At 49.1% G+C, this 12,386-nt stretch carries 15 protein-coding genes; 9 read left to right on the top strand and 6 right to left on the bottom strand.

The window, feature by feature from the left end; translation table 11 throughout:
• Positions 1-460: 460 nt before the first annotated feature.
• Positions 461-1,786 carry an IS110 family RNA-guided transposase gene (locus METBU_RS0119710; protein ID WP_017842252.1) on the top strand — a complete coding sequence of 442 codons (1,326 nt, stop codon included), beginning with the start codon at positions 461-463 and terminating at the stop codon, positions 1,784-1,786.
• Positions 1,787-2,078: 292 nt separating this feature from the next.
• Here METBU_RS0119710 and METBU_RS0119705 read toward each other — a convergent pair whose 3' ends face one another.
• The 4 genes from METBU_RS0119705 to METBU_RS29080 all read right to left on the bottom strand — a co-directional run bounded on the left by METBU_RS0119705 (position 2,079) and on the right by METBU_RS29080 (position 3,882).
• Positions 2,079-2,396, bottom strand: a complete 318-nt coding sequence (locus tag METBU_RS0119705; RefSeq protein WP_017842251.1) for a CcdB family protein — start codon at positions 2,394-2,396, stop codon at positions 2,079-2,081.
• Entirely contained in the window at positions 2,396-2,641 is a 246-nt protein-coding gene (locus METBU_RS0119700) for a type II toxin-antitoxin system CcdA family antitoxin (RefSeq protein ID WP_017842250.1), read from the bottom strand. Before METBU_RS0119700 ends, METBU_RS0119705 begins: the two co-directional genes overlap by 1 nt.
• A gap of 165 nt (positions 2,642-2,806) precedes the next feature.
• Entirely contained in the window at positions 2,807-3,655 is an 849-nt protein-coding gene (speE, locus tag METBU_RS0119695; protein ID WP_017842249.1) for a polyamine aminopropyltransferase, read from the bottom strand.
• A 104-nt stretch (positions 3,656-3,759) separates the two neighbouring features.
• Positions 3,760-3,882 carry a hypothetical protein gene (locus tag METBU_RS29080; protein ID WP_017842248.1) on the bottom strand — a complete coding sequence of 41 codons (123 nt, stop codon included), beginning with the start codon at positions 3,880-3,882 and terminating at the stop codon, positions 3,760-3,762.
• Between the two features lie 494 nt (positions 3,883-4,376).
• Between METBU_RS29080 and speA the strand changes: the two genes are divergently transcribed.
• The 8 genes from speA (at position 4,377) to METBU_RS0119650 (ending at position 10,646) form a co-directional block, all read left to right on the top strand.
• Positions 4,377-6,212 (top strand): biosynthetic arginine decarboxylase, encoded by a 1,836-nt coding sequence (gene speA / locus METBU_RS0119685; RefSeq protein WP_017842247.1) that lies wholly within the window; start codon positions 4,377-4,379, stop codon positions 6,210-6,212.
• A gap of 30 nt (positions 6,213-6,242) precedes the next feature.
• The gene (locus tag METBU_RS0119680) at positions 6,243-6,428 is read left to right on the top strand and encodes a hypothetical protein (protein ID WP_017842246.1); all 186 of its coding nucleotides are present in this window, start codon (positions 6,243-6,245) and stop codon (positions 6,426-6,428) included.
• Entirely contained in the window at positions 6,416-6,730 is a 315-nt protein-coding gene (locus METBU_RS0119675) for a type II toxin-antitoxin system RelE/ParE family toxin (protein WP_017842245.1), read from the top strand. The genes METBU_RS0119680 and METBU_RS0119675 overlap by 13 nt, the downstream gene beginning before the upstream one ends.
• Position 6,731: 1 nt before the next feature.
• On the top strand, positions 6,732-7,598 hold the full coding sequence (locus METBU_RS0119670; RefSeq protein WP_017842244.1) for an NAD(P)-dependent oxidoreductase: 867 nt from the start codon (positions 6,732-6,734) through the stop codon (positions 7,596-7,598).
• Between the two features lie 338 nt (positions 7,599-7,936).
• Entirely contained in the window at positions 7,937-8,233 is a 297-nt protein-coding gene (locus METBU_RS0119665; RefSeq protein ID WP_017842243.1) for a DUF6763 family protein, read from the top strand.
• 14 nt (positions 8,234-8,247) lie between these two features.
• Positions 8,248-9,096, top strand: coding sequence for a hypothetical protein (locus METBU_RS0119660; protein WP_017842242.1), 849 nt, complete (start codon positions 8,248-8,250; stop codon positions 9,094-9,096).
• A gap of 15 nt (positions 9,097-9,111) precedes the next feature.
• Entirely contained in the window at positions 9,112-10,176 is a 1,065-nt protein-coding gene (gene metA, locus METBU_RS0119655) for a homoserine O-succinyltransferase MetA (RefSeq protein WP_017842241.1), read from the top strand.
• Positions 10,173-10,646 (top strand): nucleoside deaminase, encoded by a 474-nt coding sequence (locus METBU_RS0119650; RefSeq protein ID WP_017842240.1) that lies wholly within the window; start codon positions 10,173-10,175, stop codon positions 10,644-10,646. Before metA ends, METBU_RS0119650 begins: the two co-directional genes overlap by 4 nt.
• Positions 10,647-10,666: 20 nt before the next feature.
• Here the strand turns inward: METBU_RS0119650 and METBU_RS24800 are convergent, their stop codons facing one another.
• Both METBU_RS24800 and METBU_RS24795 read right to left on the bottom strand, forming a co-directional pair.
• Positions 10,667-11,191, bottom strand: a complete 525-nt coding sequence (locus METBU_RS24800; protein ID WP_017842239.1) for a hypothetical protein — start codon at positions 11,189-11,191, stop codon at positions 10,667-10,669.
• A 110-nt stretch (positions 11,192-11,301) separates the two neighbouring features.
• Positions 11,302-12,378 (bottom strand): DUF2066 domain-containing protein, encoded by a 1,077-nt coding sequence (locus METBU_RS24795; protein WP_017842238.1) that lies wholly within the window; start codon positions 12,376-12,378, stop codon positions 11,302-11,304.
• Positions 12,379-12,386 lie beyond the last annotated feature (8 nt).

Below are 12,386 nucleotides of genomic sequence, written 5' to 3'. Positions count from 1 at the left end.
GCTGTAGGGTACGCTGTGCGTACCACGACAGTATCAGCCGTAGTTTAACTTGCCCTCATGTGTTGCCTTGTGCCGACATTAGGTACGCGTAGCGTATCCTACTATTCTCTTTGGATTTATAAGTGCTTCCGACAGTGACGGGTGTTTTCGACTATTACCGCATACATCCTAAAAAGAGCAGTTGACATGTGTTGTAGACCGTTCGTGCTGAGCAAAGTAAGCGCCCTTCGGTCGCATGGCGTTAGCAAGAAACAGGGGAAGGCTACCGTTGAAAGTGTATTATATATGGACCTTACCAGCAAAGACCGAATAAGCACTGGTGCTAATTGCCCGTTGTCTGAGTGTGGTTTGGTGACGTCGGCGACTTTGGTGAGCTTTTGCATCCCGCTTGAGAGAATGAGCAAGACGATGTCCCCAGCTGGCAAGGCTATTTATGAACTTTCATCAGGAGTTTATGCCCATGGCTATGCGCGTCAGCAAAGTATTGAATATTCAGTATCCCAATGCGGCCGGTATTGATATTGGTAGCCGCAGCCACTTTGTGGCGGTTCCGGCGGATCGCGCGACAGAGTCGGTGCGGGAATTTGGTTGTTATACCGAAGATCTCAATGCGCTAGCCTTGTGGTTGCTGGACTGCGGCATTACGATAGCCGCGCTTGAATCAACAGGCGTCTATTGGATTCCGGTGTTCGAGGTTTTGGAAGCACATGGCATTCAGGTGATGTTGGTCAATGCGCGTAGCGTTAAAAATGTCTCGGGCCGTAAATCCGATGTCCTGGATTGTCAGTGGCTCCAGCAATTGATGAGTTTTGGTTTGCTCAGTTCGGCATTTCGCCCGCCTGCGGATGTTTGCGCGTTACGTGCCGTCTCGCGCCAGCGCGACACGTTGCTGCAAGACCAAGCGCGTTGCGTACAACGCATGCAAAAAGCGCTGACACAGATGAACCTGCAATTAACCAATGTCATCACGGATATCACTGGACAAACTGGACTGAACATCATACGAGCCATTGTCGCCGGGGAGCGAAATCCTATCGAACTGGCCAAACATCGAAATTACCGCATCAAGGCAAGTGAAGTTGAAATAGCCAAGAGCTTGGAAGGAACATGGAAAGCAGAGCATTTATTTTGCTTGTCGCAAGCCTTATCGCTTTATGACACCTATCGAGCCTTAATCGCTGAGGCAGACGCGAAGTTGGAGACCCTCATTGCTCCATTACGTCGTCAAGACGTGCAAACGGCCAAAGGCAAAACCAAGCGAGGCGGCAAGAATGCGCCCGGCTTTGATGTGCAGGAGGCTTTGAGGGAATGGGCAGGCGTTGATTTAACCCAGATTGGTGGTATTGATGTTTGCACGGCACTTAAAGTTTTGGTGGAGTTAGGTACGGACCTATCCAAGTTTAAAACGGCCAAGCATTTTTGTTCCTGGCTGGGATTATGCCCAGGGACCCGAATCTCAGGCGGCAAACGTCTTTCAGTCGCTAGCAAACGGATACCTAACCGGGTGGCGCGTGCGCTTAAGTTAGCGGCGCAAGGATTGCATCGCAGCCAATGCGGATTAGGCGCCTATTACCGAAAAACGGCGGCTCGCTTGGGTAAAGGAAAAGCTATCACCGCCACAGCGCATAAATTAGCCCGATTAATCTATGCCATGTTAACGAAGGGCACCGAGTATGTTCAGCAATCACAAGCTGAATATGAAGCGAAATTCCATGACCGTACCCTTAAGTATCTTCAACTAAAGGCGAAAACACTCGGATTTGACCTCGTGCCTCAAGCTGTTTGAAGGCCTATTTAATGATTTTATTTATCCTGTAACCTATTGATTAAGAATAACTAAATTAGCTGTTTCTTGAGAGCTAAGTCGAAGCATGAAGGGTATACAACACTTTCACCGTCGTGGTGAAGCCTCAAACTACCGTTGACCCTTCGACGGGCTCAGGGCGAACGGTAGTTTGAGACTCTCAACTGCTCTTTTTAAGATACATAGCTTTTTTGAACCACCGATCAAATCAAATCCGGCGCGCATTGTTCCAGCAAAGTATTTAGTGCCGGCTACCGCCTGGGCTTTTATGCCGTTAAATGCCGGAAATGATGAAGTCCAATGCGGCAATAATTTCAGAGCGATACTGCGAAAGGTCGCAAATTTCTTTACCAAGATATTTTCGATCTATGCCGGCAATTTGCTGGGTGAGCACAATAAAAGATCTGTCATCAATTTTTAAGATTGGACATAGCTTTGTAATTGCAGCTTTACCTGCAAGGTTAGTAGGGCAAAGCGGAATGACGACTGTGGTCCGTAACTCGTCAAGTAAGTTGGATTGGATATCCAAAAGGTAAGGGTAGGCTTTCATAGTTGCTTTGTTTGAATTCTCGTAAGCCCTGAACTGAGCCACTAAAAACTCCTCAAATCGTCGCTAAAGTTTCCATGATCCTCTACCAATTGATTGTATGCTTCGATGGCAATCTTGTTTTCACACAGCCAAAGTTCTCGTTGCCGAGCGTTTACTAATTCGGTTAAAGCTGTTTCCAAGGTTGCCGACAAATTGATCTTTAGTTCTTTCGCTTTAACAAGTAAATCACTGTTGATACTGACGTTTGTTGGTTTTTTTGGGGCGTGAGTGTCAAAGACCTGGGGCATGCGCATATCTCATCGATAACTAATGCGCATATAATATGCACATTAGTTATGAGACGCAAGACACATAACGAAAGGGAATAAGTTAGGCAACCGGCACCGCGATTTTTGTTCGTATTCATTGTTAATATTGAAGACGGACAACTGCATTGCCCGCCTTGCCATGCATCAACCGCCGAACGCCCGTTTAACGAACTCCGGCTGCGCCAATGCCGCGCGGTGGATATCGACATTGTAATATTCGGTCGCAAACGGTTTATTCGCCGAATCCTCCTGCCTGAAACCGTCCAATGTTTTCTTGCCGGCGATTGTCGCGCTCCACCAGCCGGACGGGTAAATGCATTGCGGGAAAAACAGCGTTTGCAAATGCTCGAAACCGGCTGCGCTCATGGCACCTCGCATCGCTTGCATCAGATTTAAATGATAAAGGGCAGACTCGGATTGTTGTATGACCATGCCGTTTTCGGACAGGCAATTCAAACAATCGCGGTAAAACGCTTCGCCGAACAAGCCTTCGGCCGGTCCTACCGGATCGGTGCTGTCGACGATGATGATGTCGACCGAACCGGGCGCGGCATCTTTGACCCATTTTATGCCGTCGATAAATTTCAGCTCGGCGCGGGGATCGCCGTTCGACTCGCACAATTCAGGAAAATAAATTTCGGCTAAACGCGTCACGCGTTCGTCGATATCGATCTGCACGACCTGTTCGACGCCCGGATGCTTCAAGACTTCTTTCAACGTACCGCAGTCGCCGCCGCCGATGATCCAAACCCGTTTCGGATTCGGGTGCGTAAACAACACCGGGTGGCTCATCATTTCGTGATAGAAAAAGTTATCGCGGGTCGAGACCATCGTACAGCCGTCGATCACCATCAGATTACCGAAATCCTCGGTTTCATAGATCTCGAGGAATTGAAAATCGGACTGCTCTTCATGCAATTTACGTTTGATTTTCAGCGAGAAAGCCGAGCCAGCGCCGGGAGCTTGTTCGGTAAACCATTCAGTTGGGTTCATTGTTGGGTAATCCTGTTGGAAAGGTTTAAAATGGGGCCATTATATTAGAAATCTCTGCCGTATTGAAAAATTACTAATTGTTCCAGCAATTCCCAATTTGGAGATCAAAAAGGGTGTGGGGTATGCTTGGCGAGGATGTCGGCAGCAGGGCAGATTTTTGCTCCTGCAAAACCTGCATTCACGCCATCCTTGGCGCTTGCAGATTTTTGCTCCTGCAAAACCTGCATTCACGCCATCCTTGGCGTTCGAGCTGCCGCCAAGCCCCCATGGATGGGTTTACGGCGTTCCTCGACAGGCATACCCCACACCCTAAAATCGGCGAAACTGCTCAAACTGGGAATTGCTATAATTGTTCAATCGCCTGTATTTAGGATTTCGCCAAAATTTACTTCCCGATTTGCGAAAGTCTCTTGTAGGGGCGAATTTATTCGCACCTAAACTACACCGGAAATTCATCCGCGTACTTGAGGAAGTCATTACCGGCCATATCCTTAGAACGAGTCGGAGCTTGTCCTCCCCCTTTGAAAAAGGGGGATTGAGGGGGATTTATTTATATAATCTTCCCGAACCCCTCGACAACTGCTGAGTGACAAGGATGTCATGAATGCAGAAAATGCAGGAGCATTTTTCTGCCCTGCATCCATGTCGTCTTTTTCAAAGAGGGGAACTGAATATTTACAAAATTAAGCCCATCCTACATTTCAAACCAAGGAAAACCCGAGTGCAATTCAAGCCTGAACCATCCTGGACCATCGAACAATCGGCGCAAACTTACGGCATCGCCAACTGGGGCGACGGTTTTTTTTCGATCAACGCGGCCGGCCGGGTCTCGGTCAAGCCGGATCCCGACAAGAACGCCGAACTGGACTTGTACGAAATCGCGCAGACCTTGAAAGATAAAAACCTGTCGCTGCCGGTGCTGGTGCGTTTTACCGACATCCTGAAAAATCGCGTCAAACAATTGCATGACGCGTTCGGCAAAGCCTGCGCTACGAACGATTACCGAGGCACTTACACGCCGGTCTACCCGATCAAGGTCAACCAGCAGCGTAAAGTGATCGAAGGCATCGTGGCCGGCAAACAGGTCGGTCTCGAAGCCGGCAGCAAACCGGAACTGCTGGCGATCCTGGCCTTATCGCCCGGCCTGATCGTCTGCAACGGCTATAAGGACAGAGCTTACATCCGTCTCGCGCTGATCGGTTTGCGCATGGGCCTTACGGTCTACATCGTGATCGAAAAGCCTTCCGAGCTGGAATTGATACTCGATGAATCGCAAAAACTTGGCATCAAGCCCCTGCTCGGCGTGCGCGTACGGCTATCGAGCATTAGTACCGGCAAATGGCAAAACAGCGGCGGTGAGAAGTCCAAGTTCGGTTTCCATGCCGGCGAAGTGCTGCAATTGGTCGAACGGCTCGGCAACAAAGGTCTGCTGGACACCTTGAAATTAATGCATTTTCACATGGGTTCGCAGATCGCAAACATTCACGACATTAAGACCGCGCTAAAAGAAGCCGGACAGTTCTATGCCGAATTGCACAAGCTCGGCGCCAAAATCGATACCGTCGATGCCGGCGGCGGTCTCGGCGTCGATTACGACGGCAGCCGTTCGCGCCGCGACTGCTCGATCAATTACAGCGTCGACGAATACGCGCAAAACATCGTGCGCAGCTTCGCCGAAAGCTGCGCCGAGCACGGCCTGCTACACCCGCACATCATCACCGAATCGGGACGCGCACTGACCGCGCATCATGCGGTCTTGATCAGCAACGTCACCGATATCGAATCGCTCGATACCGAACTCGACAAATGCGACTCGCCATTCTCATCGCACAACATCGCCGAACAATATCACGACGCCCAATTTAATCTGAACGAAGCGAGAAATGCCTTCGTGCAAGGCAAACACGGACTTGTCGAACTCGCCGAAGCCGAAAGCGAATACGTACAACTGTTTCGGCAAATCAAGGCGCATCTGAATCCCAACAACCACAGCGAAGCGGCGATCTTGCAGGAACTAAACGAAAAGTTGGCCGACAAGGTATTTTGCAATTTTTCGCTGTTTCAATCGTTGCCGGACATCTGGGGCATCGATCAGATTTTTCCTATCATGCCGATTCACCGGCTCGACGAGTGCCCTTCCCGGCGCGCGGTGCTGCAAGATTTGACCTGCGATTCGGACGGACGCATCGATCATTATGTCGACGGACCGAATATCGAAAACACGATGCCGCTGCATAAAATCGACTTGAACGAACCTTATCTGATCGGATTTTTCATGGTCGGGGCCTATCAGGAAATTCTCGGCGACATGCACAATCTCTTCGGCGACACGCATTCGATCAATATCGAACTCGACGCCGACGGCTACCATTTTTCCGACTTACAGGAAGGCGAGCATGTCTCCGATTTATTGGATTATGTCCATATCAATCCTGAAGAATTAAAAGAAGCCTATCGTAACAAGCTAACGCAAAGCGGTATCGGCGAATTGGAGCGCTACGAATATGAAAAAGAACTCGAAGCGGGACTTCGGGCTTATACTTATTTAGAAAAATAATTCTAATTTCATAAATACCAGGATCCTGTCATGTCTAATGTTAAAGAGAAAATCGTCGAAGTGATCGAATCGCAACCGGACGATGCCAGCTATGATGAAATTATGCGGGAACTAGCCTTTGAACGCATGATTGAGCGTGGCATGGAAGACTCTCGTCTAGGACGCATTATCAAAGACGAAGAGCTAAAAGCACGCATTCATTCATGGTGGAAATAGTATGGACCGAAGAGGCCTTGCGTTGGCTTCAAGAAATCTTCACTTACATTTCAGAAGATAGCCCTACCGCTGCCCGCAAAGTTGTTTCTGGTATTTACAACAAGGTTCAATTGCTCAAGGACTTTCCTGAAATCGGCTATCAATATCGATCCGAAAACGAAGGCGATATCAGAGTATTGCTTTACGGACATTATCGAATCGCTTACTTACTGAAATCAACGACACGAATCGAAATTTTGGGCGTGTTTCATGGCGCTCTCGATATCGACAACTATTTCACAAAATTCGATCGGGATAATTAAGATGAAAACAGGACTCATCGGACTCGGCGCCATGGGCGCTGGCATGGCGAGAAATCTCGCGAAGGCAGGCTTTTTGACCGGCGTCTATAACCGCACTGCCGATAAAACGCAAGCGTTGGCCAACGAACTCGATGTCGCTGTATTCGACACACCGTCCGAACTCGCCGCCGCGTGCGAGGTCATTTTGATTTGCGTCTCACGCGACGAAGACGTGCTAGAAATGGTTGATGCCGTCGCGCAGACGATTAAACCGGGCGCGATCGTCGTCGACATGTCGACGATCAGCAGCTCGACAGCAAAAAAAGCCGCCGAAATACTCTCCGAAAAGCAAGTGCAATTCCTAGATGCTCCGGTCTCGGGCGGCGTCGAAGGCGCGAAAAAAGGCACCTTGGCGATGATGGTAGGCGGGAGTAGCGAAACTTTAGAAAAAATCCGGCCGATACTTGCCTCGATGGCAACGCGCATTCTGCACATGGGACCGGTCGGTAGCGGTCAGGCCACGAAGGCGGTCAATCAAATTATGGCCGCCGGCATCAACCAAGCCGTGACCGAAGCGCTCGCATTCGGCGAAGCGCAAGGCCTGCCGATGGACAAAGTCATCGAAGTCGTCTCGGGGGGCGCAGCCGGCAATTGGTTTCTCGAACATAGAGGACCGACAATGATGCAGGGTACGTTCGCACCGGGCTTCAAATTGGCATTACATCACAAGGATTTGGAAATCTGCCGCGCAATGGCCGAAAACGCCGACACGCCTATTCCACTGGCCGAAATGACATTGCTCAATTACGCACAGTTAATGGATCAAGGCTTCGGTAACGAGGACATTTCGGCATTGTACCGCTTGAAAAAGCCTCGTAAATTAAGCTGAGACCTGATCAGCCCAGCGGGTAAAACCAAAGCTCTGTAATTCATCCACAAACTACCGTTGCCAACCGACCAAATAAAGCCGTCTTCAGCAAACCTCCACACCAAAAAATACATCGCTACTACTCACAAAACCATGAATTTATTAATTCGCCACGACCGTTAAAAAACTTCTTTTCTTTACTGGTAATTTCAGCTAGTTTGGATGGTAGGAGCGAGCAATATATTTCACAATCGGTCGGCTTGCGAACGCTTGCCGGTTAAACAACCAGCCGATAACATTCTGTCAATCAGGTTATGATGATTTATACGGAATACTCTAACTTATATGAGGATCTTAACATGACTACAATAGCAGACCCCGTCATCGACAGATGGTACAAAGATGTCGAGAATAATTTAACGTTCAAAGTCATTACGATCGATGAAAGCGACGATTCAATCGAAGTACAATATTTGAACGGAGAGATTGGCGAATACGACAACGACAGTTGGTATAATTCAACCTTCGATTATATTGAGGAACCCGAGGATTGGAGCGCACCGTTCGAACTGGACGACGAAGATCTCGGTTATAGCGATCCGGACGAACATCGGCGCAACATGGACGATTTAAACTTTGACGATTACATCGATTAACGGAAACACTTCGCATGAAAATGAGTGCACCGGAATTCCTGGATTGGGAATCCAAAAGCATTACACTAATGGCCATGTCGGGCGCGGGTAAAACCACGCTGGCCAATAAGCTACCTAAACAAAAATGGTTTCATTACTCCGGCGATTACCGGATCGGCACCAAGTATCTGGATGAACCGATCCTGGACAACATCAAGCGCCGAGCGATGGACGTGCCATTTTTGCGAGAGTTACTGCTATCCGACTCTATCTATATATGCAACAACGTTACCGTCGATAACCTGACTCCGGTATCGAGTTTTCTCGGTAAAATCGGTAACCCCGAACTGGGCGGATTGTCATTAAAAGAATTCAAACGACGCCAAAAATTGCATCATGAAGCCGAAATCGCTGCAATGCTCGATGTTCCCGATTTCATAAAAAAATCCGAGGACATCTACGGATACAAACACTTCATTAACGATGCAGGCGGCAGCGTATGCGAACTGGACGACCAGGCGGTACTGGAAACGCTCGCTAGGCACACGCTAATTCTCTATATCAAGATTCCGCCGGATCTCGAAAAAACTATTATCGAGCGTGCCAAAACCGACCCGAAACCGCTTTATTACCGTGAAGCCTTTTTGGATGAAAAATTGGCCGAATTTATGACCAAACAAAACTATTCGGCCCCGGAAATGATTCCGCCCGACGAATTCGTCACCTGGGTCTTCCCGGAATTATTCAAGTCGCGCTTACCTCGTTATGAAGCGATAGCCCGGCAGTACGGCTACACTATCGACGCCAACGATGCCGCACAAGTCAATAACGAAGACGATTTCATTCGCCTGATCGCGGATGCGATCGCCGAACAACAGGCTTAAATAAGGTTAGGATTAATGCCCTTAGTCGCACACACCGATTTACCGACATTCCAGCGTCTGCGTGAAGAAGGCGAAGAAATTTTAAACCCGGAGCGCGCCCGTCACCAAGATATTCGAGAAATGCATATCGGTTTGCTGAATATGATGCCGGATGCCGCGCTTGAAGCCACCGAACGCCAATTTTTCCGACTGGTCGGCGCATGTAACCAAATCACGCAGTTTCATGTCCACCCGTTTACCGTCGACGGATTACCCCGAGGCCCGGAAGCAAAAGCACACATAGAGCGTTATTACGAATCGTTCGAAACCATCAAGCGCGACGGACTGGACGCCTTGATCATCAGCGGCGCCAATGTCACGCAACCGAAACTAGACCAGGAAGATTTTTGGCAACCGTTGACCGAAGTGTTCTTATGGGCAAAACAGAACGTTCCGTCCATTTTATGTTCGTGCCTGGCAACGCACGCCGTCATACAGTTTTGCTACGGTATTGAAAGAACCCGTTTGCCCGCCAAACGCTGGGGCGTGTTTCCGCATAAAGTCTTGGATCGCAAGCATCCCTTAGTCTCGGAAATCAATACCCGCTTCGATGTCCCGCATTCGCGCTTTAACGAAATCTTTCGCGAAGACATCGAACAAAAAGGCTTGAAAGTATTGGTCGCGAGCAAGGAAGCAGGCGTACATCTGGCGGTTAGCCCGGACGGTTTCCGAATCGTATTCTTCCAAGGCCACCCGGAGTACGACGACATCAGCCTGTTGAAAGAATACAAGCGCGAAGTGACGCGTTATTATTACGGTCAAATAGACGACTATCCGCCTTTTCCGGAGCATTATTTCAGCCCCAAAGTCCAGCATATTTTCATGGACTACCGAGACCACGTCATAGCGGCGCGGCGCGGCAATAAACCGATCGAACCTTTTCCGGAAGCCGCCGTACTGGATTACATCGACAATACTTGGCGGGATACGGCTCGAGCGGTCTTTAACAACTGGCTCGGAAAAATTTATCAGATCACCGATCAGGACCGGCGTATTCCGTTTATGCCGGGCATCGATCCCAACAACCCTTTAGGTTTATGAACACGCACTCGGACTATTTACAACAAGCGATCGATCTCGCTGCCGAAAACGTCGAATCCGGACAAGGCGGCCCTTACGGCGCATTGATCGTCAAAGAAGGTAAAATTATTGCCGCCAGCGGCAACCAAGTCACCGGCCGACTCGACCCGACGGCTCATGCCGAAGTCATGGCCATTCGCATGGCCTGCCAAACCTTGAACGACTATCAGTTGACAGGCTGTACCTTGTACACCAGCTGCGAACCGTGTCCAATGTGCCTGGGAGCGATCTATTGGGCCCGACTCGACAAGGTTTATTACGCCTGTAGCCGAGAAGACGCGGCAGCGGCCGGATTCGACGACAGCTTCATTTATGATGAAATTCCGCTACCGCCGGACGAAAGAAGCATCGCCATGCTAAACCTCAAACAAGGCAACGATCTCAAGCCTTTTGAACTATGGAACGCTAAACCCGATAAGATCCTTTATTAGCCAACGCAACGACCTGAGGGTTACTCGCCCGCTTTCTCGATTACCACCTCGGCTTTCTCTTCTTCAACTTTGTCGACGGCTTGCCCGGTAGCCTTACCAACATTTTCGTCGGCTTCTTCGGGCTCGGAGGCCAAAATTTGAGGACTATCGGCAATCTTAATCAACCATCCTTCCGCGCCTTTGCAGCCAAGAACGGCATCGGCTCTTGCGTTGATTCGGGCGAATTTTCCGTTCAATGAAGCCGGTAATTTTGCACTGACTCTAAAAAAACTGTTTTTATTTTCGACATCCAACTCCAGTGGAATATCTTTTGCCGTTACTCGAATAGTGTCAGGCGCTATCCAATTGGAAATCGTAAACACCAACTCGGATTCGGGCGCGACCTCGGTTTTATTTTCCGCACTATAAACCGGCAGATTAAAGTCCCTAAATTTTGGTGTTTTGCAAATTGGCTTGTCATTATCGTCAGTGTAAGCAAAAGCCCCATTAGTCAGTGATGCGGCGATCGTAAAAATAGTAACTTTCAATAATTTCTTTGTCGTCATAACCTTCTCACATTTATAGTTATTGTAATTGGCGAATCCAAAAGCTTTATCCTTGCTTAACCTTAAATAGTTTTTAAATTGAATTCAACTCTCAAGAATATATCACGGCTTTAACGCATGGGAAGCAGTCTAAAACTCAATTCGTCGGAACTTAATTCACCAGACCCCACCCCAACTGACCCCATCGGTTCTAAGACGCCACCGGAACCGAGCGCATGCCGAAACACGCTGAAATCACCTTCATAATTGATTCTATAGCGATTAAAGCCATCTCTAACACTGAGCCAAGCCACCGATTTAACCATCGGCAGGGATTCTATATGACGTGTAACTCGAGTAATATCGTTCATACCGGCAATCCCGGCAATATTGAGCATCATCATGCCTCGCTCAAGTATATCCGGCTTAACGCCATAATAATGAGACAAGCGCGTATAAACGCCCCGCATACCGCTCAACAACGCTTCATGCAATGTGCCGCAAGAATTTGACCACTGTTGCACGCCTCCGTCGAAATAAAAAGCCCAATCCGCCTGCCAACAATCGGCTTGCCGGGCCACCCTGCCCGCCAGTATCGACACCACATCGTAGCGCCCGGAAATATCCAATAGCTGCTCAGGATAAGCGCTCAGAACATCATGCACGGCAATTTGGGCGCGCTCTTCAAGATCAAGCAAAGGAAAAATCAGCGGCAATCCCTGCTGTTTCGCGGCACGGCTGATAGCATGCTCCAAAGACGGCATCAATTCGGGTTTAAAAAAACGCCGCTTGCCTTGTTCGTCGACGACCAACCAAAGCAATGTTTCCGGCCTAATCTCGCTCCAAATCCCCAATCGCCCGGTACTGAGCAAATTCAATAGCCGCGTCTCGTCAAACAAAACCCTCATGACTCGTGCCTGCCCGGATGCATCGCTCGTTTTCTCAACCAAAGAATATTGGTGCTGCTTGACGTAAAAACGCGCCTGGGCCAAAGCCGTCTTGGCAACGGGGTCATCGAGAACATCGCTGCCGGATAATACCCGTTGCAAGACAATGGTCATCGCCTCCTTGATCGCGACCTCAATATCTTCCGGCCGCTGGCTTTTCGCAATGACCTCCGTTTCGAACAAGCCTTTGACTTCGGCGGCCCAGCCACTCGAACCGCACAAATAAACGATAACCGCAAGAACCCTAAATAGTGACTTCATATCCCTCA

This window comes from Methylotuvimicrobium buryatense 5G (assembly GCF_000341735.1).
Taxonomy (GTDB): Bacteria; Pseudomonadota; Gammaproteobacteria; order Methylococcales; family Methylomonadaceae; genus Methylotuvimicrobium; species Methylotuvimicrobium buryatense.
The sequence above is the reverse complement of the archived record's forward strand: the minus strand, read 5'-3'. Positions and strand labels throughout refer to the sequence as shown.

What these genes read in the sequence shown, in the direction of transcription:
- METBU_RS0119665 (WP_017842243.1), top strand. Translation starts at nt 7,937, where the DNA reads ATGACTACAATAGCAGACCCCGTCATCGACAGATGGTACAAAGATGTC.
- metA (WP_017842241.1), top strand. Translation starts at nt 9,112, where the DNA reads ATGCCCTTAGTCGCACACACCGATTTACCGACATTCCAGCGTCTGCGT.
- METBU_RS0119680 (WP_017842246.1), top strand. Translation starts at nt 6,243, where the DNA reads ATGTCTAATGTTAAAGAGAAAATCGTCGAAGTGATCGAATCGCAACCG.
- METBU_RS0119710 (WP_017842252.1), top strand. Translation starts at nt 461, where the DNA reads ATGGCTATGCGCGTCAGCAAAGTATTGAATATTCAGTATCCCAATGCG.
- METBU_RS0119650 (WP_017842240.1), top strand. Translation starts at nt 10,173, where the DNA reads ATGAACACGCACTCGGACTATTTACAACAAGCGATCGATCTCGCTGCC.
- METBU_RS0119675 (WP_017842245.1), top strand. Translation starts at nt 6,416, where the DNA reads ATGGTGGAAATAGTATGGACCGAAGAGGCCTTGCGTTGGCTTCAAGAA.
- METBU_RS0119670 (WP_017842244.1), top strand. Translation starts at nt 6,732, where the DNA reads ATGAAAACAGGACTCATCGGACTCGGCGCCATGGGCGCTGGCATGGCG.
- METBU_RS0119700 (WP_017842250.1), bottom strand. Translation starts at nt 2,641, where the DNA reads ATGCCCCAGGTCTTTGACACTCACGCCCCAAAAAAACCAACAAACGTC.
- speE (WP_017842249.1), bottom strand. Translation starts at nt 3,655, where the DNA reads ATGAACCCAACTGAATGGTTTACCGAACAAGCTCCCGGCGCTGGCTCG.
- METBU_RS0119660 (WP_017842242.1), top strand. Translation starts at nt 8,248, where the DNA reads ATGAAAATGAGTGCACCGGAATTCCTGGATTGGGAATCCAAAAGCATT.
- METBU_RS29080 (WP_017842248.1), bottom strand. Translation starts at nt 3,882, where the DNA reads ATGCAGGTTTTGCAGGAGCAAAAATCTGCAAGCGCCAAGGATGGCGTG.
- METBU_RS24800 (WP_017842239.1), bottom strand. Translation starts at nt 11,191, where the DNA reads ATGACGACAAAGAAATTATTGAAAGTTACTATTTTTACGATCGCCGCA.
- METBU_RS24795 (WP_017842238.1), bottom strand. Translation starts at nt 12,378, where the DNA reads ATGAAGTCACTATTTAGGGTTCTTGCGGTTATCGTTTATTTGTGCGGT.